Raw genomic sequence first — 20,962 nt, 5'->3', positions numbered from 1 at the left:
TCAGTTGTTCTCCAGGATCAGATGGCCGACGGCGGTGTTGCTGGCCGGCACATGGTAGAAGCGGTGACGCACGGTCGGCGCGTTGCCCTTCTTGGCTTCGTTGACGTCGCTCATGGCGCCGCGCGCGATCAGCCACATCACGAGCTCGATGCCCTCGCTGCCGGCCTCGCGCACGTATTCGATGTGCGGCACCTTCGACAGCCCTTCCGGATCGTTGATCAGTCGGTCCAGAAAGGCGTTGTCCCACTCGCGGTTGATCAAGCCGGCGCGCGGCCCTTGCAACTGGTGGCTCATGCCGCCGGTGCCCCAGATCTGCACGTTGAGCGGCTCGTCATAGCTCTCGATCGCCTTGCGGATCGCCTTGCCCAGCATGAAGCAGCGGCGGCCCGACGGCACCGGATATTGCACGACGTTGACCGCGAACGGGATCACCGGGCACGGCCAGGCATCCACCTGGCCGAAGATCAGGCTCAGCGGCACGGTGAGGCCGTGGTCGACGTCCATCTTGTTGACGATCGTGAGGTCGAAATCGTCCTGGATCACCGACTGCGCGATGTGCGCAGCGAGCCGGGGATGGCCGATCACCTTCGGCACGGGACGCGGACCCCAGCCCTCGTCGGCCGGCTGATATTCGGCCGCAGTGCCGATCGCGAAGGTCGGGATCATCTCCAGGCTGAAGGCGGTGGCGTGGTCGTTGAAGACCAGGAACACGACGTCGGGCTTCTGCTCCTTCTCCCACTGCTTGGCGAAGTCGTAGCCGGCGAACACCGGCTTCCAATAGTCCTCGCCGGTCTTGCCAAGGTCGAGCGCGGCGCCGATTGCCGGCACGTGCGAGGTGAAGACGCTTGCGGAGATATGGGCCATTTACTTCTTCTCCCCGGTGTAGCGGTTGCCCTCGACCGAGCGGCCGCCCTTGATCATCATGTCGCGATATTGATCTTCGGTCATGCCGGTCATGCTGCCGGCCATCTGCTGAAAGCTCTTGCCGTCGGTCGCACCGATCTTGGCGAGGAAGTAGATGTTGCCGCCGAGCGAAATGCAGCGGTTGAGGTCGCGGTCGAGCACGGCCTGCTTCTGCTCCTCGGTCATCGGCCATTCGTCGAGATAGGCACGCTCGTTGGCCTTGAAGCGGGCGCGGTTCTCCGCCTTCATCAGCGACATGCAGAACTGGTTGAGGTGATAACCCATCCGCGACATGTCCGCGTCGAAGATGGTCGTGCCGGGAACGTCGGTATAGGGTTTGTCGAGCGACATCGCTTCTCTCCTTCAGGATTCGTCCGGCCAGTAAAGCCGCATCGGATTGTCGACCAGGAGCTTGTGCTGCAGCTCCGGCGTGACAGCGATATGCGGAATGAAATCGACCAGGAGGCCGTCGTCGGGCATGTGGTCCTTCAGGTTCGGATGCGGCCAGTCGGTGCCCCACAGCACGCGATCCGGGAAGGTCTCGACGATGCGCCTGGCGAACGGCACCACGTCGCGATAGGCGTTCTGCTCGCCGTTCAGCGCCGGCGGTCCCTTGACCGAGAGACGCTCCGGGCAGCTCACCTTGGACCAGACGTTGCCGTGCTCGCGCATGAACTTCACGAACAGCTCGAACTCGGGACCATCGACCGGCTTGGTCACATCGGGACGACCCATGTGGTCGACGACGACGGTGGTCGGCAGCGAGGTGAAGAAGTCCCACAGCTCCGGCAGGTCGACGGCTTCGAAGTAGATCACGACGTGCCAGCCGAGCTTGTTGATGCGGTTGGCGATCTCGATGAGCTCATCCTTGGGCGTGAAGTCGACCAGGCGCTTGACGAAGTTGAAGCGGACGCCGCGCACGCCGGCGTCGTGCATCGCCTGCAGCTCGGCGTCGCTGACGCTGCGCTTCACCGTGGCGACGCCGCGGGCCTTGCCGTTGGAATGCACGAGCGCATCGACCATGGCGCGGTTGTCGGCGCCGTGGCAGGTCGCCTGCACCACGACGTTGCGGGCGAAGCCGAGATGGTCGCGCAGCGCATAGAGCTGCTGCTTGGAGGCGTCGCAGGGGGTATACTTGCGCTCGGGCGCATAAGGGAATTCGGCGCCAGGGCCGAACACGTGGCAATGCGCATCGACGCTGCCGGCCGGCACCTTGAAGCGCGGCTTCGACGGGCCGTCGTACCAGTCGAGCCATCCCGGGGTCTTCTGGAACTCCATGAGGTTCCCTACTCCTTGGACTTGATCTTGTTGAGAATGCGATCGGCCTCGGTGCGCCAGTCCGGGCTGCGCGCGAACTCCTTGCTGCCGCGCGTGCCGAACAGGCCGTCATCGGCGAGATCGGCGACCCAGGCCTGGCGCTCGGCGGTGCCTTCCGCCGACCACGGCGTCAGCCCGATGTCGCGCACGGTCTCGGCGACCTCCCTTACCTCCTCGGCGCGGCGGCGGCCATGCTCGATCACGCGCTGAAAGAAATAGGCGCCCTGCTTATCCCAGTCGATGCCGGGAAACGTCTCCTTCAACGAGGCCAGCACCGCATCCTCGACGCCATACGCGCGCGCGGTGGTGAAGCTCTCGATCACCATCGCCTCCAAGCCCTTGATCATGATGCTGCGGCACATCTTGGTCGCCGAGGCCACGCCCAGCTTGTCGCTGGCGAACTTCGCGGCGAAGCCGAGATCGTTGAGCAGCGGCGCCAGTTCGCGCGCGCCGGAGCCGCCGAGCAGCAGCGGCACCGTGATGCGATAGGGCGGCACCGACGTCATGACGGCGCCTTCGACATAGCGTCCACCGGCGCCGTCGATCAGCGCGGCGGCGCGCTGCTTGGCGCCGGGCGAGGCTGAATTGAAGTCGAGGAACCAGGCGCCCGGCTTGATGGTCGCAGCACAGGCATCCGCCACCGCCACGTCTTGGCTCGCGGTGACCGCGGAGACGATGAAGTCGGCCTGCGCTGCCAGCTCGGCATGCGAGGCTGCGAGCGTCACGCCGATTTCAGCGGCGTGGCTGCGCATCGCGTCGCCCCTAGCGTCAGCCAACTTCACGTCGTAGGCGGAGACGCGCACGCCATCCTTGCGCAGATCCTCGGCGAGGATCTTGCCAACCTCGCCGTAGCCGATCAGCCCGACATGCCATCGGTTAGAAGGACTTGGGTTGGACGCTGCGGTCATTGCTGCTCAATCGATATATTTGAGCCCGGCCTTCGCCAGCGGCTCGCGCATCTTGTACATGTCGAGGCCGAGCACGCCGGACGCCAGCTTCTCGCGCTTGTCGGCCTCGTTGGCCTCGCGCGCGGCGGCGGCATCTGCGGCCTGATGAGCGACCGCGGCCGGCACGACGACGATGCCGTCGACGTCGGCGACGATCACGTCGCCCGGATTGACCGCCGCACCGGCGCAGACGATCGGGATGTTCACCGAGCCGAGCGTAGCCTTGACCGTTCCCCGTGCGGAAATTGCGCGCGAGAACACCGGGAATTGCATCTCGGTCAGATCAGCGACGTCGCGCACGCCGCCGTCGATCACGAGGCCCTGGGCACCGCGGGCGCGGAAGCTGGTGGCCAGGAGATCGCCGAAAAAGCCGTCGGTGTTCTCGACCGTGCAGGCTGCGACGACGACGTCGCCGGGCTGGATCTGCTCGGCGGCGACATGCAGCATCCAGTTGTCGCCCGGCTGCAGCAGCACGGTGACCGCGGTGCCGCACATCTTCGCCGTCGGATAGATCGGACGCATATAGCACTGCATCAGCCCGACCCGGCCCATCGCCTCGTGGATGGTGGCGACGCCGAATTTCGACAGCTTCTCCACCGCGGCCTTGTCGGCGCGGGTGATGCTCTTCTTGACGATGCCGAGATTGTTCATGGGGGTGCTCATCTCGCTGGTCCTAAATCACTTGCCTTGGGCCTTCAACGCGGCGTCGAGCCGCGGGAACACGCGCCGGGCGTTGCCTTCGTAGATCTGGTGGCGCTGCTCGGGCGTCAGCTTGGCGGCCTCGATGTAGCGCTTGGTGTCGTCGTAATAGAAGCCGGTCTCCGGGTCGATGCCACGGACGGCGCCGATCATTTCCGACGCGAACAGGATGTTGTCGATCGGGATCACGCCGGTCAGCAGGTCGATGCCCGGCTGATGATAGACGCAGGTGTCGAAGAAGATGTTGTTGAGCAGGTGGTCCTTCAACAGCGGCTTCTTCAGCTCCTGGGCAAGGCCGCGGAACCGGCCCCAGTGATACGGCACCGCGCCGCCGCCATGCGGGATCAGGAACTTCAGGGTCGGGAAATCCTTGAACAGGTCGGACGTGAGGCACTGCATGAACGCCGTGGTGTCGGCGTTGAGGTAGTGCGCGCCCGTGGTGTGGAAGCAGGCGTTGCAGCTGGTCGAGACGTGGATCATCGCGGGGATGTCGAGCTCGACCATCTTCTCATAGATCGGATACCAGTGCCGGTCCGACAGCGGCGGCGAGGTCCAGTGGCCGCCGGACGGGTCCGGGTTCAAATTGATGCCGACGAAGCCGTACTCCTTGATGCACTTCTCCAGCTCGGGAATGCAGGTCTTCGGATCGACGCCCGGCGACTGCGGCAGCATCGCGACGCCGATGAAATGGTCCGGGAACAGCTTGCTGACCCGATAGCACAGCTCGTTGCAGATCGCGGCCCAGGTCGAGGACACCTGGAAGTCGCCGATGTGGTGGGCCATGAAGCTCGCGCGCGGCGAGAACACGGTGAGATCGCTGCCGCGCTCCTTCATCTTCTTGAGCTGGTTGCTCTCGATGCTCTCGCGCAGCTCGTCATCGCTGATCGAAAGCTCGGAGGCCTTCGGCATCACCGAGGGATCCTTGATGCCCGCGATTTGCCGGTTGCGCCACTCTTCGAGCGCCTTCGGGGCCGTCGTGTAATGGCCGTGCACGTCGATGATCACGTCAGTCTCTCCCTCAAGCTTCTCTGTCTTCCGGGGCGCCGCTCAATGCGCAATCACAGGGCTGCCGACATCCTTGCCGCTGGCGCGGCCTCCCGGTCCCACGGCCTGCTTTACCACAAGGGCGAGCGCCGCGATCAAGCCGGGAACTGCGATCACGGTGAAAATCTCGCTGAAGGTCAGATGGCGGGCCGTGAGCTCGGCGACCAGGAAGGAGCCGGCAATACCGCCGAAGCGGCCGATGCCCATCATCCAGGCCACGCCGGTGGCCCGGCCCTGGGTCGGGTAGAAGGAGGCGGCCAGCGCTGGCAGCGACGACTGCGCCGTGTTCATGACGACGCCGGCGACGAACACGATCACCACCAGGAAGCCGATGTTGCCGACCGCCTGGCCGATCAGGAAGATCGTCACCCCGGTCAGGGCGTAGCCGACCGCGACGATGCGGTTGGCGTTGAAGCGGTCCATCAGCAGGCCAAAGAACACCGCGCCGACGCCGCCGAGCGGGAACAGCGCCGAGATCAGGGTCGCTGTCTGCGGGTTGAGCCCGACATCCTTGAACAAGACCGGCATCCAGTTGATCAGCGAGTAGAAGATCACGAGCCCCATGAAATAGGTGACCCACAGCATCACCGAGCCGACGCGCAGCACCGGCGACAGCACCATGCCGATGCCGGTGGCGTTGACGCGCCGGGTGGTCTCGGCATGCTCCGGCTCGAGCATCACGAACTGGGCGACGTCCGATGCCTTGGCCGAGATCTTGCGCATGACCTTGCGGACGCGCTCGACGGAGGCGCCGCGCGACAGCAAATAGTGCACGGACTCCGGCAGGATCACGATCAGCAGCACGGTCAGCACCAGCGGCGTCACGCCGCCGAGCACCAGCACGCTGCGCCAGCCCCATTGCGGGATCATCCAGGCGGCCAGGAAGCCGCCGCAGGCCGCGCCCAGCGGGAAGCCGCAGAACATCAAATTGGTCATGGTGGCGCGCAGCCGGCCCGGGCAATACTCGCTGAGCAGGGTCACGGCGTTCGGCATGGCGGCGCCGAGGCCGATGCCGGTGATGCAGCGGAGCACGGTGAGCTCGGTCAGGTTGGTCGCGAAGGCCGAGGCGAGACAGGCAACGCCGAAGATCAGCACCGAGCCGACCAGCACCAGCTTGCGGCCGAGACGGTCGGCCACGGGACCGGCAAACAGCGCCCCGGCGGCAAGGCCGAACAGGGCCGCGCTCAGCACCGGCCCCAGCGCCGACTTCTCGATGCCCCACTCCTTGAGCAGCGACGGCGCGATGAAGCCGATCGCCGCGGTGTCGAAGCCGTCGAGCAGCACGATGACGAAGCCGAGCGCGAAGATCAGCCATTGGAAGGCGGAGAACTTGTGATCGTCGAGAAAGGCCTGGACGTCGACGCGGCCGGTCGTTTGCATCGTTTCTGCTTTCCTTGGGGGCTGTTCTTGCTCGTTCGCCGAGGTCCGCAAGGAGCGCGCGTCCGTGCGCGATCAGCCCTGCGCCTGCGGCGGCTTGACGGGATATGTGACCGGGCGCGACAGGGCGCGCCAGCGCCGGGCTGCGTCTATCAGCTATTCCAAAACGGCATAAGATATCAGGTGAGCCATGCTGATTTTAGAACGGGTCTCAACAGGTCTGGGCTGCGGACTGCGCATCACGTAGACGCCCCGGGCTCCACCCGCCCCTGGGAGGGTCGGCTCACTTGAGCGCAGCGCAAGTGAGCCGGGGTGGGGTGATCTCTCCAGATGCTCCGGCGCCCGTGGCTTCACCCCACCCCCGCTCGCCCGCTTCGCAGGCGACCGACCCTCCCCCTCCAGGGGAGGGTCGGCACCGGTAGAGCGGATACAGAGTGCTTCAGTTACCGCGGCAGCTTCCTGATCAGCGCCGTCGCCAGCTTCATCGTGTGCTGCGCCAGCGGCGTCGGGCGCTTGTGCGCCGAGGTGACGAGGCACAGCACGCTGGTCGGCGCCGGCTCGGTCAGTGGACGGATCGCGAGCTCGCTCGCGCGCCCGGACGCGGCGACGCCGCTCGGGGTCAGCACGGCGTGGCCGTAGCCGGCGCAGACGAGGTCGATGATCGAGGGCACGCTCGACACTTCCCAGGCGATGTCGAGCTTGATCCCGGCGAGCGCGGCTTGCGTCTCCAGCAGACGCCGCATCGCATGCACCCGCTCCGGCATGATCAGCTGATAGCGCGACAGCTCGGCCATCGGCAGCGGCGCGGTGACGCGGCGCTTGCCCTTCGGCGCGTGGCTCACCAGCGCCAAGGGCTCCTGCAGCACCGGCGTAATTTCGATGCCGGCCTGGGCCTCGGGATTGTAGACCATGCCGACATCGATACGCCCCGTGGTCACCCACTCCACCACATGCGTCGACAGGCCTTCGACCACGGCGAGCCGCGCCGCCGGAAACTCCTTGCGGAAGCGGTCGATCAGCGGCAGCGTCAATTGCCGCGCGATGCTCGGCGGCAGGCCGATGGTGACGCGGCCGACCGGCGCATCGCGGCTGGCGCCGAGATCCTCGCGCGCATGCGCCACCAATTGCAGCACGCCGACGCTGTGATCGAGCAGCCGCTTGCCGGCTTCCGTCAGCGCCACCCCACGGCCGTTGCGCGCGAACAGCTGCTGCTTCAATTCGGATTCCAGCGCCCGCACCTGCCGCGACAGCGCCGGCTGCGCCACGTCGAGCACGCTTGCCGCCTTGCTGAACGAGCCGAGCTCGGCGACCTGCACGAAATATTCGAGCTGCTTGAGGTTCATGGCTGGAGGCCTCGAACATCATGCCTCAGTATGCACAGCCGGCTGCCCCACCCTCCGCTGTCGTCCCTGCGAACGCCGGGACCCATAACCAGCGGCCCTCGTTGTCGACAAAGGAGGATGATGCAGAGTCTTTTCCAACAACCGGCCGTCCGCGGTATGGGTCCCGGCGTTCGCCGGGACGACAGCGGAATTCGAGGCTGCGCCGCGGACAAAAAGTTACAGCTTCGCCCCATCAACTCAGCCCCATCTCAGTTCAGCACGTTCACCGCGAAATTCAGCGCGGACGCAAACGCGACCCAGCAGGCATAGGGCACGAACAGCAGCGCCGCGATGCGGTCGTCGCGCCATTGCATGACGATGAAGGTCACGATCAGCACGAACATGCTGGCGATGATCGCGAACGCGACCCACATCAGATGCGCGGTGAAGAACACCGGCGACCACGCGAAGTTCAGGACCAATTGGCCCCACCACACCTGCATCACCGCACCGCTGCCGACGCGCTCATACGTCCGCCAGCCGGCGATCGCGATCATGATGTAGAGCACGGTCCAGGCGATCGGAAACAGCCAGCCCGGCGGGGTGAACCAGGGCTTGTTGAGCGAGCCGTACCAAGCGCCGGGCATGTTGGAGGCGCCGATGATCCAGCCGCCTCCGACCACGAGAACCAAGAGGACGAGGAGATGCAGGATGGATCGGTTCATATTCCGCTCGGCGTGATTTTCGGGGTCCGTCGATCCGGGACAGGCAGCCATGCTGCCCTGCCGACGCGCCCGCACTGGACAAGGATGGGCCGGGCGCGTAGCCAGGACATAACACAAAGCCAGCAAATGTCAGGGGTTTCGCCTGACGGGCATCGCAGGGACCGGACCGCCGATCACGTCAGCCCCAGGTCCGACTGCCCAAGGAAACGGAGTTCGATCAGTGGCTGATTCCCCGGCCCCCTCTTCAGCCATCGCCTCGATCGCCGCCGTCGAAGCCGGCCTCGCCGCGCAGGGCTATATCGCCAGCCGCCAGATCGCCACCGCCGTCTACCTGTCGCAGGCGATCGACAAGCCGATCCTGGTCGAGGGCCCGGCCGGCGTCGGCAAGACCGAGCTCGCCAAGGCCATCGCCGCCTGGCGCGGCCTGAAGATGATCCGGCTGCAATGCTATGAGGGGCTCGACGAGGCCAAGGCGCTGTATGAGTGGAAATACGCCAAACAGCTGCTCTACACCCAGATCCTGAAGGACAAGCTCGGCGAGGTGCTCGGCGGCGCGCAGACGCTGCACGCGGCGCTCGCCCAGCTGCATGATTTCGGCGACGTGTTCTTCTCCAAGGAATTCGTCGAACCCCGGCCGCTGTTGCAGGCCCTGCTCGAGCCTGATGGCTGCGTGCTGCTGATCGACGAGATCGACAAGTCCGACGCCGAGTTCGAGTCGCTGCTGCTGGAGATCCTCTCGGACTTCCAGGTCACGATCCCCGAGCTCGGCAGCATCGCCGCCGCCAAGCCGCCGACCGTGATCCTGACCTCCAACTCCGAGCGCAATCTCGGCGACGCGCTGAAGCGGCGCTGCCTGCATCTGCACATCGGCTTCCCGGAGCAGAAGCTGGAGGAGCGCATCGTCGAGAGCCGCATCCCCGGCATCTCGCAAACCCTGCGGCGGCAGCTCGTCGCCTTCATCCACGACATCCGCACGCTCGACTTGAAGAAGCAGCCGTCGGTCAGCGAGACCATCGACTGGGCCCGCGTGCTGGTGCTGCTGCAGGCGGCCGAGCTCGGCCATGACGTGGTGAAGGATACGCTCAACGTGCTGCTGAAATACGAGTCCGATATCGAGGTGGCGCTGCCGCAGGTGACGACCTTCGTCGCCAAGGCGCAGCGTCAGAACATCTTCGGATAGGGCCTCATGCAGGAGAACCTGCATCGCTTCTTTCGCGCCGCTCGCGGCGCCGGCGTGCATGTCTCGCCGGCCGAGAGCATCGACGCGATGCGGGCAGTGGCGCGCGTGGGCCTGTCCGATCGCACGGTGCTGCGCGACAGCCTGCTGCTGACCTTGGCCAAGAGCGAGGACGAGAAGAAGGCGCTCGGCACCTGCTTCGACCTGTTCTTCGCCCATGTCGATCCGGCACAGGCAGAGACGAACGAGGGATCAGAGGAGGCGGCGCAGACCGAAGCCCAGCCAGCGCCGACGTTGGGGCAGCAGACCGGCAAAGCGAATACCGAGCTCGGCCCCCTTGCCCAGATGCTGCTCGCGCAGAGCACGGCCGAGATCTCGGCTGCGATCGCCAACGCCTCCAGCGCCGTCGGCCTTTCCGAGATCCGCTACTTCACTCAGCGCGGCCTGTTCTCCAGCCGCATGCTGGAGACGATGGGCATCCAGCGACTGCGCGACGATCTGGACGCACTGACCGAAAGCAATCCTGCGCTGGCCGAACGGCTGCAGGCCGGGCTCGATGGCCTGCGCGACACCGTGCGTGATGCCGTCGCGCAGGCGCTCGCACTGTACGGCCGCGAGGAAACCGAGAATTTGCGCCACGAGATCCTGCGCAACGCGCAGCTATCGCGCATTGAGCCGCGCCAGGTCGCGGCGATGCGGGCGCTGATCCGGCAGATCGCCCGCCGCCTGCGCGAGCGCTACAGCAAGCCGCGCAAGCGCCAGCGCCGCGGCCATCTCGACGTCCGCCGCACCCTCCGGCGTAACGCCGCCTGGGGCAGTGTGCCCTTCCTCACCGCGTGGAAGCGGCGGCATCGCGACCGCCCGAAGATCGTGGCGCTGTGCGACGTCTCCGGCTCGGTCGCGCGCGTCTCCGACTTCTTCCTGCTGCTGATCCACAGCCTGCACGACGTCGTCAGCGACGTCCGCTCGTTCGCGTTTTCCGGCCATCTGATCGAGGTCAGCGAGATCCTGGAGCAGAAATCCGCCGAGGAGGCGATGGCCGAGATCATGGACAAGGTCGGCTTCGGCTCGTCGGACTACGGCAGCTCGCTGGTCGATTTCGAGAAGCAGTTCATGGCCTCGGTCACGCCGCAGACCACCGTGATCATGCTCGGCGACGCCCGCAGCAACAAGCTCGACCCACGCGCCGACATCCTGAAAGCCATCTCGGAGCGCGCCAAGCGCGTGGTCTGGCTCAACCCCGAAGGGCGCGTGACCTGGGGCTGGGGCGATTCCGAGATGCCGCGCTACCAGACCTTCTGCAACGTGGTCCGCCCCTGCGCGACCGCGCAGCAGCTGGAGCGCGCCGTCAGCGATATCGTGTCGGCGTATCAGTAGCCCCCGCTCTCACCCCGTCATTGCGAGCGCAGCGAAGCTGCGCGCCTCCCAATGACAACATGATGGAGCAGCGCGTCGGGGCCTTGGATATCTCTCCCATTCGGGCCCAAGGAAAGTCCCGCGGTATGGGTCCCGGCGTTCGCCGGGACGACAGCGGTGGTTGTCGCTCGACTGGGGCCGTCCTACACAGCTGTGCGCCCCACTCACAACTGTCGTTCCGGCGAACGCCGGGACCCATAACCACCGGCCGGAACGTGAGGCACAACTGGTTCTGACACCTGATGACACCGGTCCCGAGTCCACGGGGCGCGCCGACTAAAATCTATCAGCACAAGATGGTCAGCACGGCTGCTATCACACAGCATCGACAAACAGGCAATCGCGCAGGCACGCCTTTGCCCACGCTATTCAGCCGATCGCTGATCTACCGTCCCCCGGCCGCCCGCTTCAGCAACGCCGCGCGCTGCTGATCCGTAAAACTCACACCCGACTTCTTCTCCACCACTTTCACCGCCCATGATCGCATCGGATCATCATCCACCCGCGCCGGCTCGCGCAGGATAGCGACGCCGATCTCCAGCATCTTGGCGTCGGCCTGATGCTCGATGCCGCCGCCACCAGCACTTGCCAACGCCAATGCACCGGCCGCAGCCCCGATGGCGGCAGCCAGCGCCGTCGTCACGAAGAATTTCCAGTCCAAATCTGCCCCCTGCTCTCACCCGCCACTGCGCTGCCACGCTCGAACAGGTTTTTGTCTGCGGCATGGCGATCCGGAGTCCGTCGTTCGGCGACATTCTCATCTGACGACCACATTTGTTCGTTCCACGAATGGCTCCGCACGAGATCCGTGACCTGCTATGTGACTGCCCGTCGCGTTACCATGTCGCAGCGTCACAGCCTTGTGTCGTCGGGCAAATCAGGACGATGGTTGCGCTCATCCTGCCTCGGCGAAGAGGGACGTACGCGTCGTCACGATACGTGGGGCAGGCTGCGATGGACGTGGTTGCATCATGCGCATCTCGCGCAGACGAGTGATGTAGCGGCGTACGGTGAAGTCGTGATGTCCTGATACCCCGATGCTGGTATCACGTGCGTGACAATGCCCAGCGCATTGCGCGCGCCATGGTGGCCAACAAGCCCGGTGCACCAGGGAGACCACGTATAAGCCGTCAGACCATCGCGCAGGGAAGGCCGGAATGTTCGGCCCACCTGTGGTTCCTGCCCCGTGCACTTTTTCGCACGGGGGCCGCGGGTGTGGTGGACACCCGGCCTTCCCTGCGCCCTCGATTTCAGGAGGGCGAACGAGACCAGCACAGCTCGGACGCATCTGCGCCGCGAGAGGGCAATGTCGCACGCCGAGGTGTGGTCGAAACCGCGTCGCGGATTTTGCTTCAATTATCTCCGAGCCCAGACCGGTGGGAGGAACGCATGCGCACGGCGGAGCCCGGCTTCGCAGCATTTTACGGAGATCTCCATGGTCTCGCGCCTCCCGCTCGAACGTCGCCTTCAGCGCGGCACCACCGCGGTCGCCTCGATCTCGACGCGCGCGGCCTTCTCGACCAACCGCACCACCTGCACCAGCGCCATCGCCGGATAGTGGCTGCCGAAGATCTCGCGATAGATCCTGCCGAGATCCTTCAGGTTGGCGAGATACTCGTCCATGTCGACGACGTACCAGGTCAGCCGCACCAGATGCTCCGGTCCGGCGTTGCCCTCGGCCAGGATGGCGGCAATGTTCTGCAGCGCCTGCCGCACCTGCGCCACGAAGCCCTCGGCCAGCGTCTCGTTCGCATCCCAGCCGATGACGCCGCCGGTCACGACGATCCGTCCGTCCGCGCTGATGCCGTTGGCATAGCCCTTCGGCATCGGCCAGCCGCTCGGCTGCAGGACGCGCAGGCCTTCGCCCTCCTCCTGCTTCACCACGGCGAGCGTGGGCGCTTTGGTCGTGCTCACGAACGTCTCTCCCTGTCTCTGCTACGCGCCCGTGCCCGACGATGGCGCAGCGGCGGCCTGTGCGATCGCGCGCAGGGCGAACCGCTTCAGCTTGCCGGTCTCGGTCTTGGGCAGCTGCGTCACGAACTCGATCACGCGCGGATATTTGTACGGCGCGATCTCGCGTTTGACATGCTCCTGCAGCTCGGCCACCAGCGCCGGGGTGCCTTCCGCACCCGGCGCCAGCACGACATAGGCCTTCACGACCATGCCGCGGGCCTCGTCGGGCGCACCGACCACGCCGCATTCGGCGACCGCGGGATGCGTCAGCAGCGCGGCCTCGACGTCGGTGCCGGCGATGTTGTAGCCGGACGACACGATCATATCGTCCGACCGCGACTGGTACCAGAAGTAGCCGTCCGCATCCATGACGTAGGTGTCGCCGGTGACGTTCCAGCCGTTCTGGACGTATTTGCGCTGACGCTCGTCGGCCAGATAGCGGCAGCCGGTCGGCCCGCGCACCGCGAGCCGTCCCATCGTGCCCGGCGGCAGGTCACGGCCCTCGTCGTCGACGATCTTGGCCTCGTAGCCCGGCACCGGCTTGCCGGTGGCACCGGGGCGGATCTCGTCCTCGACCGCGCTGATGAAGATGTGCAGCATCTCGGTGGAGCCGATGCCGTCCATCAGCTTCAGACCTGTCGCCTTGAGCCAGGCATCGAAGGTCGGCTTGGGCAGCGTCTCGCCAGCGGAAACGCATTTGCGCAACGAGGAGATGTCACGGCCTTCGAGCTTGCCGAGCATGGCGCGATACGCCGTCGGGGCGGTGAAGCAGACGGTCGCCTTGTAGCGCTCGATGGCCGACAACAGATCGTCCGGCGTCGTCTTCTCCAGCACGACATAGGACGCGCCGATATGCATCGGAAACAGCACGCCACCGAAGCCGAAGGTGAAGGCGAGCGGGGCCGTGCCGATGAAGCGATCGCTCTGGCTGGCGCGCAGCACGTTACGGGCATAGCCGTCGCAGACCGCAAGCATGTCGCGGTGGAAATGCATGGTGCCCTTGGGGTCACCGGTGGTGCCAGAGGTGAACGCGATCAGGCAGAGATCGTCGGAGGCGGTATCGACCGCGGTGAACTCAGGGCTGACATCCGCAATCAGCGCTTCCAGCGAGTCGGGCTTTCCATTGCCCCAGTAGACGACCCGCTTCAGCGCCGGCGCGACCGCGCGCGTCTTTTCCATCTCGTCGGCGAGCTTGCCGTCGCACAGCGCCAGCGCGATCTGCGCTTTTTGGATCGGATAGGACAGCTCCTTTGCGCGCAACAGCGGCATGGTGGCGACGACGATGCCGCCGGCCTTGATGACGGCGAGATAGGTCGCGACCATCATGGGGTTGTTGGCGGAGCGCAAGAGCACGCGGCCGCCGGGCACCAGGCCGAGCTTGCTGACGAGCACGTTGGCGATCTTGTTCACCAGGGCCTGCAGCTCGGAATAGGTGTAGCTGACCTCGGTGCTGATGATGCAGGGCGCATCGCCCCGCCCTTCCTCGACCCAGCGGTCGACGAAATGCGTCACGCAGTTCAGGCGTGGCGGATAGTCGAATTCGGGCCGGCTGAACACGAAGTCGGGCCACAGCTCGCGCGGCGGCAGATTGTCCTGAGCGAAGGTGTCGACATGGGCGCTACGCGCCTTTGCGCTGTCCGGAAGTTGAGCTTTGGCGGCGGTGGCCATCACAGGCTCCTGTCTGAAAGGAAAGACGCCCGGTACGTTTCAGTCCTAAACATTTTAGACTTAAAACATCTGGACGCAAGAGCCGAAGATTGTGCACTGCCAGCAAATTGTTTGAGCGTTTGCCGCGCGCGGCAGCGCCGCCTGCGACGTCCTGTCAGGCTCGCGTCAATCCTGCCGGCGCTGCACGGCTTTCTGCGCCGATCCCTTGGTCTTGGCGAGCAGCCGCATCAGCTCACGCACGTCCTTCTCCGTGAGATCGCCGAAGATGTCCGCGATCCAGGTCTCGTGCTCGGCCGCCATCTTGCGGAATTCGGCGCGGCCGAGCTTGGTCAGGCGGATCACCTGAACCCGACGATCGGTCTCCGAAGTGCGGCGATCGAGATGGCCGGATTCGACCAGGCGCTCGACCAGCCCGGTCACGTTTCCATTCGAAACCATCATGCGCTTGGAGACATCGGACAAGGTCATGCCATCAGGCGCCTTGTCGAGCTGCGCCATCAGGTCGAAACGCGGCAGGGTCACGTCGAAGCGCTCGCGCAGCCGGCTGCGGATCTCGCCCTCGATCAGGGTCGTGCAGGTGAGCAGGCGCAGCCACAGCCGCAGCTCCTCGGCATGGTCCTCGGGCAGCTCGACGGCCTTGGTCTCGGAATCAAGCGTCATGACGGAATCACTTGGGCACGTTCAGCCTCGTCCAGCGAGGCTCGCGAGTTTGACCTTCAGGACCTTCCGGGAGCAAGGAAAAACGTACCGTCCCTTGTAGCGGAGGATGAAAAACGGCAATTCCTTTAACCTTCAAGCAATTGGCGTGCTGCTTGCATGCACGCCGAAACCGCCCTTTCCGCCAGCAGCTCGCTTGCGGGTAAGGGCGTCATCGGACTAGGCTTGAGACCAAGCTGCGGTCTGACGCATCATCTGGTCAGGTGCAAAAAACATAAACCTGAATTTCCGCATCCGGGGGAGTTGTCATGAAAGTGAGTTCGAAGCTGGTCGGTCTCGGCGCTGGACTTGGCGTCGTCGCGTGCCTGCTGGCGCAGCCGGCGCTGGCCGCCGACAAGATCAAGATCGGCGTCATCGTCACCCTCTCGGGGCCGGCCGCCGCGCTCGGCGGGCAGGTCCGCGACGGCTTCAACCTCGCGATCAAGGACCTCGGCGGCAAGATGGGCGGCAAGGAGGTCGAGGTGATCGTCGCCGACGACGAGCTGAAGCCGGACGCCGCGATCACCAAGGCCAAGGGCCTGCTCGAGCGCGACAAGGTCGACTTCGTCGTCGGCCCGATCTTCTCCAACATGCTGCAGGCGATCCACCGCCCGATCACGGAGAACAAGACCTTCCTGATCAGCCCGAATGCCGGTCCGTCGAGCTACGCTGGCAAGGAGTGCAGCCCCTATTTCTATGTGACGTCGTACCAGAACGACCAGGTGCACGCGGTTCTCGGCAAGGTCGCACAGGACCGCGGCTACAAGAAGATGTATCTGCTGGTGCCGAACTATCAGGCCGGGCGCGATAGCGTCGCCGGCTTCAAGCTCGACTACAAGGGCGAGATCGTCGAAGAGTCCTACGTTCCGCTCAACACGCTCGACTTCCAGCCCGAGCTGTCCAAGATCTCCTCGCAAAAGCCGGACGCCGTGTTCACCTTCATGCCGGGCGGCATGGGCGTGAACCTCGTCAAGCAATTCAAGCAGGCGGGCCTTGCCGACAGCGTCCCGGTGCTCTCCGCCTTTACCGTCGACGAGTCCACGCTCCCTGCGCAGCAGGATGCCGCGGTCGGAATGTTCGGCGGCGCGAACTGGGCACCGAATTTCGACAATCCGCAGAGCAAGAAGTTCGTCGCCGGTTACGAGGCCGCCTACAACAGCGTGCCCGGCACCTACGCCATGCAGGCCTATGACGCCGCGCTGCTGATCGACAGCGCCGTAAAGGCGGTCGGCGGCGACCTCAGTAACAAGGACGCCGTGGCCGCGGCGCTGAAGAAGGCCGATTTCGCCTCGCTGCGCGGCAACTTCAAGTTCAACACCAACGGCTACCCGATCCAGGACTTCTATCTGACCAAGGTCGCCAAGCGCCCGGACGGCAAGTTCCAGACAGAGATCGTGCAGAAGGTGTTCGAGAACTACGCCGACCGCTACGCCAAGGACTGCGTGGCCAAGTAAGAACAGGGAGCGAAAACCAACATGAGCCATCCGGAAATCGCCGGCATCACCCGGGCCAATGAGGGCATCCAGGGCATCTCCTGGAACATCCTCGGCCAGATCTATGTGCCGAAGAACCGCACCGAGCACAGCTTCTCCTGGCATGCGACGTTCCCGGTCGGCACCTTCGTGCCGCCGCACATCCATCCCGACCAGGACGAATATCTCTACATCCTCGAAGGCCGGCTCGACTTCTTCCTCGACGGCGCCGAGGAATACGCCACCGCCGGCGACACGGTGCGGCTGCCGATGGGCAAGCCGCACGGCATCTTCAACAAGTCGCAGCAGACCGCGAAGACGCTGTTCTGGGTGTCACCGACGCGCCGGCTCTATGACCTGTTCTGGGCGATCCACAACATGCGCGAGCAGAATCCGGACGACGTGGTGAAGCTCGCCGCCGAGCACAACATCCACTTCCTGCCGCCGCCTCCGGGGGCGTGAGCCGGATCTGGCGCTTGTTTTCGAACTGTCGCGCAGAACGCAGCGCGCTCTCTCTCCCCGTCCTCGCGGGGAGAGGGCTGGAGGGGCAGCCGTTCGGGCAGTCTCAGATAGTTGCTACGACGCCTGCCGCGTGACCATCCGCGCGGCAAAGCCGGCCCGGCTGGCATAGCCGCGCACGATGCCCTCGCGGGCCTCGTAGTTGAGGATGGTGTTGATATCGGTGAAGCCCTGCGGCGCGAGCTGCTCGACGGCATCGATGACGCCCTCGGGGCCGCCGCGGCGGTTCGACGCGACGATCTCGGCGGTCATCGGCAGCCGCTTCTGCTCATAGGCCATCAGCGCCTGGCGCGGATGCTCGGAGCAGGCCAAGGCATCGGCGAGCGCGCGGGCATCGAGAATGGCCTGCGAGGCGCCGTTGGAGCCGACCGGGTACATCGGATGCGCGGCATCGCCGAGCAAGGTGACGCGGCCGCTCGACCAGATCGGCAGCGGATCGCGGTCGCAGCAGGGATATTCCCAGAACTCCGGCGTCGCCCGCACCATCGCGGCGAAGTCGACCTGGGGAATGGAGAAGCCGTTGACATGCGGCATCAGCTCGTCCGTCTTGCCGAGCCGCGACCAGTCCTCACGCCGCGGCGGCGCAGTGTTGGCATCGCCGATGCGCACCAGCACGGCCCAGTTGGTGAGGCGGGTCGCGGGGCTCGAGCCCTCGGCGATCGGATAGATCACCGCCTTGGCGTTCAGGCCGCCGGCGATGATCATCGACCGCCCGGTCAAAAACACCGGCCAGTCGGTGGCGCCGCGCCACAGCATCAGGCCGTTCCAGCACGGCGCGCCCTCGTTGGGGAACAGCGTCTGCCGGACCTTGGAATGGATGCCGTCGGCGCCGATCAGCACGTCGCCACGGACGGTGTGGACATGAGACCCGGTGCGATCGAAGAAATAGGCGGTGACCCCGCCCTCGTCCTGGGTGAAGGCGCCGAGCCGGCAGCCGGTGTGGACCTTCTCCGGCCCGAGCCGCTCCACCACCGCCTGGTGGATCACGCTCTGCAGCCGGCCGCGGTGGATCGAGAATTGCGGCACGTCATGGCCGGCGTCGAGCCCACGCGCTTCGTGCCAGACCTCCTGGCCGCGCCGAGTCAGGTAGAACAGCTCGGAGGTGCGGATGGCGACCTGGTCGAGCCGGTCGAGCAGTCCGAGCTGGGCGAGCTCGCGGATCGCGTGCGGCAGGGTGTTGATGCCGACGCCGAGCTCGCGGATCGCATCCGCCTGCTCGAACAGCTCACAGTCGATGCCGCGCGCCCGCAGCATCAGCGCCGTGGTCAATCCACCGATACCGCCGCCAACGATGATCGCCTTCATCGCGCCCTACTCCACTCGCTCAGGACGTACCTGGCCGCAGCGTGGCACAGCGGCTTACTCCGCCGCAAGCGGCTTCGCAGCCTCGGCCTTCAGCTCCGCCCGCGTTTTCGGCTTAGCCTTAATCTTCAGCTCCTCGAAATCCTGCCGCTCCCGCACGCTGTTGCGGAAGATCTGCTCTTTGCCCGGCAGATATTGCGGCGGACAGAACATGTCGGCGCCATACCAGGCCGCGGCCTTCATGGTGAAGGCGGGGTCGACCAGATGCGGGCGGCCGAGCGCGACGAGATCGGCGCGGCCGGCGGCAAGGATGGTGTTGACCTGATCGGCCGAGGTGATGTTGCCGACGCACATGGTGGCGACGCGGGCCTCGTTGCGGACCTGATCGGAGAATGGCGTCTGGAACATGCGGCCGTAGATCGGCTTGGCCTCGCGCACCGTCTGACCGGTCGAGACGTCGACGAGATCGACGCCCGCCTCGCCGAAGGCGCGGGCGATCAGCACCGCGTCGTCACCAGCGACGCCGCCCTCGGCCCAGTCGGTGGCGGAGATGCGCACCGACATCGGCTTGTGCGCCGGCCACGCCGCGCGCATCGCGGCAAACACTTCCAGCGGGAAGCGCAGCCGGTTCTCCAGCGCGCCGCCATACGCGTCGGTCCGCTTGTTGGTCAACGGCGAGATGAAGCTCGCCAGCAGATAGCCGTGGGCGCAGTGCAGCTCGAGCATGTCGAAGCCGCAGCGCTCGCCACGCTCGGCCGCGGCGACGAAATCGGCCTTGATCGCGTCCATCGCCGCGCGGTCGAGCTCGCGTGGCACCTGGCTGTCAGGGAAGTACGGCAGCGGCGACGCCGACACGATGTCCCAGCCGCCCTGCTCCAATGGCCGGTCCATGCCGTCCCACATCAGCTTGGTCGCGCCCTTGCGTCCGGCATGGCCAAGTTGCAGCGCGAACTTGGCTTGCGAGTTGGCGTGAACGAAATCGACGATGCGCTTCCAGGCGGCCTCCTGCGCGTCGTTCCACAGACCGGCGCAGCCGGGCGTGATGCGGGCCTCGCGGCTGACGCAGGTCATCTCGGTGAACAGCAGACCGGCGCCGCCGATCGCGCGCGAGCCATAGTGCACGAGATGGAAATCGCCGGGCACACCCTCCGCCGCCGAGTACATGCACATCGGCGACAGCACCGCGCGATTTGCGATCGTCATCTCGCGCAGCTTGAGCGGCTGGAACATCGGCGCGACCGGCTTCTCGACGTCGACGTCGAAGCCCTTCGCGCGAACCTGCCGCGCGAACGCCTTGTCGACCTCGGCCACGAAATCCGGCGCGCGCAAGGTGAGATTGTCGTAGGTGATCGCCTTCGAGCGCGTCATCACGCCGAACGCGAACTGCACCGGATCGAAATCCCAGAAGCGGTCGACGTGCTCGAACCAGACCAGCGACACGTCGGCGGCATGCTGCGTCTTCTCGACCTCCTCGCGGCGGCCATGCTCATAAAGATCCAGTGCGGCCGGAATACTGGGCGCGCGCTGCATGGCGTCAGCCAACGCGATCGCGTCTTCCATCGCGAGCTTGGTGCCCGAGCCGATCGAGAAATGCGCGGTCGACTTGGCGTCGCCGAGCAGCACCATGTTGTCCTTGACCCAGCGCTTGTTGCGGATCATCGGGAAGTTGCGCCACATCGAGCGGTTGATCAGCAGCGGATGATCACCGAGGAACCAGCCGAAGATCTCCTTCATGCGGTCGGCGGATTGCCGCTCATCGAGCCCGGTCAGGCCGGCCCGCTCGAAGGTCTCTGGATCGGTCTCGAAGATCCAGGTCGAATGGCCCGTCTCGTACTGATAGGCGTGCGCGATGAACGGGCCCCACTCCGTCTCCTGGAAGATGAAGGTGAAGGCGTCGAGCGGCTTGGTCGATCCCATCCACGCGAACTTGTTGGCGCGCAGATCGACCTCGGGCTGGAAGTGATCGACGTATTTCTGGCGGAAGCGGCTGTTGATGCCGTCAGACAGGATCAGGAGATCCGCATCAGCGAATTGCGACTCGTCCTCGAGGTCGACCTCGAACTGCAGGGTCACGCCCAGCTCGCGCGCTCGCTCCTGCAGGATTCGCAGCAGCGTGCGGCGCGAGCAGCCGCAGAAACCATTGCCGCCGACCCGGTGGACCGTGCCGCGGAAATGCACGGCAATATCATCCCAGTAGGCGAATTCCTGGGTGATCCGCTGGTAGCTCGGCAGGTCATGCTTCTCGAAATTGTCGAGCGTGGCATCGGAGAACACCACGCCGAATCCGAACGTGTCGTCGGCGCGGTTGCGCTCGTAGACCGCGATGTCGGCGCCGAGCCGCTGCTTCTTGAGCAGTATCGCCGCATAGAGACCGGCGGGTCCGCCGCCGATGATCGCGATCTTCATGAGCGCCTCCGCTGGAGTG

The 20,962-nt window shown here is 65.5% G+C and carries 19 protein-coding genes; 4 read left to right on the top strand and 15 right to left on the bottom strand.

Translation table 11 applies throughout. The annotated features are described in order from the left end of the window. The 9 genes from QX124_RS28505 to QX124_RS28465 all read right to left on the bottom strand — a co-directional run bounded on the left by QX124_RS28505 (position 1) and on the right by QX124_RS28465 (position 8,292). Positions 1-864: a class III extradiol dioxygenase subunit beta gene (locus QX124_RS28505; RefSeq protein ID WP_315773073.1), complete on the bottom strand. Its 864-nt coding sequence runs from the start codon at positions 862-864 to the stop codon at positions 1-3. Continuing rightward, complete coding sequence (gene ligA / locus QX124_RS28500; RefSeq protein ID WP_315773072.1) at positions 865-1,254, bottom strand: protocatechuate 4,5-dioxygenase subunit alpha; 390 nt, start codon at positions 1,252-1,254, stop codon at positions 865-867. Between the two features lie 12 nt (positions 1,255-1,266). Next, complete coding sequence (locus QX124_RS28495) at positions 1,267-2,181, bottom strand: amidohydrolase family protein (RefSeq protein WP_315776332.1); 915 nt, start codon at positions 2,179-2,181, stop codon at positions 1,267-1,269. Positions 2,182-2,189: 8 nt separating this feature from the next. Beyond that, entirely contained in the window at positions 2,190-3,128 is a 939-nt protein-coding gene (locus QX124_RS28490) for an NAD(P)-dependent oxidoreductase (RefSeq protein WP_315798913.1), read from the bottom strand. A gap of 6 nt (positions 3,129-3,134) precedes the next feature. Continuing rightward, positions 3,135-3,830 carry a 4-carboxy-4-hydroxy-2-oxoadipate aldolase/oxaloacetate decarboxylase gene (gene ligK, locus QX124_RS28485; protein ID WP_315741189.1) on the bottom strand — a complete coding sequence of 232 codons (696 nt, stop codon included), beginning with the start codon at positions 3,828-3,830 and terminating at the stop codon, positions 3,135-3,137. Positions 3,831-3,845: 15 nt separating this feature from the next. Beyond that, positions 3,846-4,871, bottom strand: a complete 1,026-nt coding sequence (locus QX124_RS28480; protein ID WP_315798912.1) for an amidohydrolase family protein — start codon at positions 4,869-4,871, stop codon at positions 3,846-3,848. Positions 4,872-4,913: 42 nt separating this feature from the next. Next, on the bottom strand, positions 4,914-6,290 hold the full coding sequence (locus QX124_RS28475) for an MFS transporter (RefSeq protein WP_315798911.1): 1,377 nt from the start codon (positions 6,288-6,290) through the stop codon (positions 4,914-4,916). Positions 6,291-6,730: 440 nt separating this feature from the next. Beyond that, complete coding sequence (locus QX124_RS28470) at positions 6,731-7,630, bottom strand: LysR substrate-binding domain-containing protein (protein ID WP_315773063.1); 900 nt, start codon at positions 7,628-7,630, stop codon at positions 6,731-6,733. 248 nt (positions 7,631-7,878) lie between these two features. Beyond that, positions 7,879-8,292, bottom strand: a complete 414-nt coding sequence (locus tag QX124_RS28465; RefSeq protein ID WP_315798923.1) for a TspO/MBR family protein — start codon at positions 8,290-8,292, stop codon at positions 7,879-7,881. A gap of 262 nt (positions 8,293-8,554) precedes the next feature. Between QX124_RS28465 and QX124_RS28460 the strand changes: the two genes are divergently transcribed. Further along, a complete protein-coding gene (locus QX124_RS28460) occupies positions 8,555-9,514 on the top strand; it encodes a MoxR family ATPase (protein ID WP_315779431.1) in 960 nt (319 codons plus the stop codon). A 6-nt stretch (positions 9,515-9,520) separates the two neighbouring features. After that, positions 9,521-10,888: a vWA domain-containing protein gene (locus tag QX124_RS28455; protein ID WP_315798910.1), complete on the top strand. Its 1,368-nt coding sequence runs from the start codon at positions 9,521-9,523 to the stop codon at positions 10,886-10,888. A gap of 424 nt (positions 10,889-11,312) precedes the next feature. Here the strand turns inward: QX124_RS28455 and QX124_RS28450 are convergent, their stop codons facing one another. The 4 genes from QX124_RS28450 to QX124_RS28435 all read right to left on the bottom strand — a co-directional run bounded on the left by QX124_RS28450 (position 11,313) and on the right by QX124_RS28435 (position 15,208). Beyond that, positions 11,313-11,588 carry a hypothetical protein gene (locus QX124_RS28450; protein ID WP_315741183.1) on the bottom strand — a complete coding sequence of 92 codons (276 nt, stop codon included), beginning with the start codon at positions 11,586-11,588 and terminating at the stop codon, positions 11,313-11,315. An 806-nt stretch (positions 11,589-12,394) separates the two neighbouring features. Beyond that, entirely contained in the window at positions 12,395-12,841 is a 447-nt protein-coding gene (locus QX124_RS28445) for a RidA family protein (protein WP_315741182.1), read from the bottom strand. 21 nt (positions 12,842-12,862) lie between these two features. Further along, positions 12,863-14,548, bottom strand: coding sequence for a benzoate-CoA ligase family protein (locus QX124_RS28440; RefSeq protein ID WP_315798909.1), 1,686 nt, complete (start codon positions 14,546-14,548; stop codon positions 12,863-12,865). Positions 14,549-14,713: 165 nt separating this feature from the next. Beyond that, positions 14,714-15,208 (bottom strand): MarR family transcriptional regulator, encoded by a 495-nt coding sequence (locus tag QX124_RS28435; protein ID WP_315741180.1) that lies wholly within the window; start codon positions 15,206-15,208, stop codon positions 14,714-14,716. A gap of 305 nt (positions 15,209-15,513) precedes the next feature. Here QX124_RS28435 and QX124_RS28430 point away from each other — a divergent pair, with 305 nt between their 5' ends. Together QX124_RS28430 and QX124_RS28425 are read left to right on the top strand one after the other, a co-directional pair. Continuing rightward, positions 15,514-16,698, top strand: a complete 1,185-nt coding sequence (locus QX124_RS28430; RefSeq protein WP_315798908.1) for an ABC transporter substrate-binding protein — start codon at positions 15,514-15,516, stop codon at positions 16,696-16,698. A gap of 21 nt (positions 16,699-16,719) precedes the next feature. Next, positions 16,720-17,178, top strand: coding sequence for a cupin domain-containing protein (locus QX124_RS28425; protein WP_315741178.1), 459 nt, complete (start codon positions 16,720-16,722; stop codon positions 17,176-17,178). 114 nt (positions 17,179-17,292) lie between these two features. On the opposite strand, the gene QX124_RS28420 is transcribed toward QX124_RS28425, so the two are convergent. After that, a complete protein-coding gene (locus QX124_RS28420) occupies positions 17,293-18,540 on the bottom strand; it encodes a flavin-dependent oxidoreductase (protein ID WP_315798907.1) in 1,248 nt (415 codons plus the stop codon). A gap of 54 nt (positions 18,541-18,594) precedes the next feature. Continuing rightward, complete coding sequence (locus QX124_RS28415; RefSeq protein ID WP_315798906.1) at positions 18,595-20,943, bottom strand: bifunctional salicylyl-CoA 5-hydroxylase/oxidoreductase; 2,349 nt, start codon at positions 20,941-20,943, stop codon at positions 18,595-18,597. Positions 20,944-20,962: the final 19 nt, after the last annotated feature.

The organism is Bradyrhizobium sp. SZCCHNRI3043, from assembly GCF_032377735.1.
In the GTDB taxonomy this organism is placed as follows: domain Bacteria; phylum Pseudomonadota; class Alphaproteobacteria; order Rhizobiales; family Xanthobacteraceae; genus Bradyrhizobium.
The sequence above is the reverse complement of the archived record's forward strand: the minus strand, read 5'-3'. Positions and strand labels throughout refer to the sequence as shown.

Bases quoted from the DNA above. Each gene is read 5' to 3' on its own strand.
- QX124_RS28440 (WP_315798909.1), bottom strand. From the start codon at position 14,548: ATGGCCACCGCCGCCAAAGCTCAACTTCCGGACAGCGCAAAGGCGCGT.
- QX124_RS28420 (WP_315798907.1), bottom strand. From the start codon at position 18,540: ATGAAGGCGATCATCGTTGGCGGCGGTATCGGTGGATTGACCACGGCG.
- QX124_RS28505 (WP_315773073.1), bottom strand. From the start codon at position 864: ATGGCCCATATCTCCGCAAGCGTCTTCACCTCGCACGTGCCGGCAATC.
- QX124_RS28455 (WP_315798910.1), top strand. From the start codon at position 9,521: ATGCAGGAGAACCTGCATCGCTTCTTTCGCGCCGCTCGCGGCGCCGGC.
- QX124_RS28495 (WP_315776332.1), bottom strand. From the start codon at position 2,181: ATGGAGTTCCAGAAGACCCCGGGATGGCTCGACTGGTACGACGGCCCG.
- ligK (WP_315741189.1), bottom strand. From the start codon at position 3,830: ATGAGCACCCCCATGAACAATCTCGGCATCGTCAAGAAGAGCATCACC.
- QX124_RS28475 (WP_315798911.1), bottom strand. From the start codon at position 6,290: ATGCAAACGACCGGCCGCGTCGACGTCCAGGCCTTTCTCGACGATCAC.
- QX124_RS28470 (WP_315773063.1), bottom strand. From the start codon at position 7,630: ATGAACCTCAAGCAGCTCGAATATTTCGTGCAGGTCGCCGAGCTCGGC.
- QX124_RS28415 (WP_315798906.1), bottom strand. From the start codon at position 20,943: ATGAAGATCGCGATCATCGGCGGCGGACCCGCCGGTCTCTATGCGGCG.
- QX124_RS28435 (WP_315741180.1), bottom strand. From the start codon at position 15,208: ATGACGCTTGATTCCGAGACCAAGGCCGTCGAGCTGCCCGAGGACCAT.
- ligA (WP_315773072.1), bottom strand. From the start codon at position 1,254: ATGTCGCTCGACAAACCCTATACCGACGTTCCCGGCACGACCATCTTC.
- QX124_RS28430 (WP_315798908.1), top strand. From the start codon at position 15,514: ATGAAAGTGAGTTCGAAGCTGGTCGGTCTCGGCGCTGGACTTGGCGTC.
- QX124_RS28425 (WP_315741178.1), top strand. From the start codon at position 16,720: ATGAGCCATCCGGAAATCGCCGGCATCACCCGGGCCAATGAGGGCATC.
- QX124_RS28490 (WP_315798913.1), bottom strand. From the start codon at position 3,128: ATGACCGCAGCGTCCAACCCAAGTCCTTCTAACCGATGGCATGTCGGG.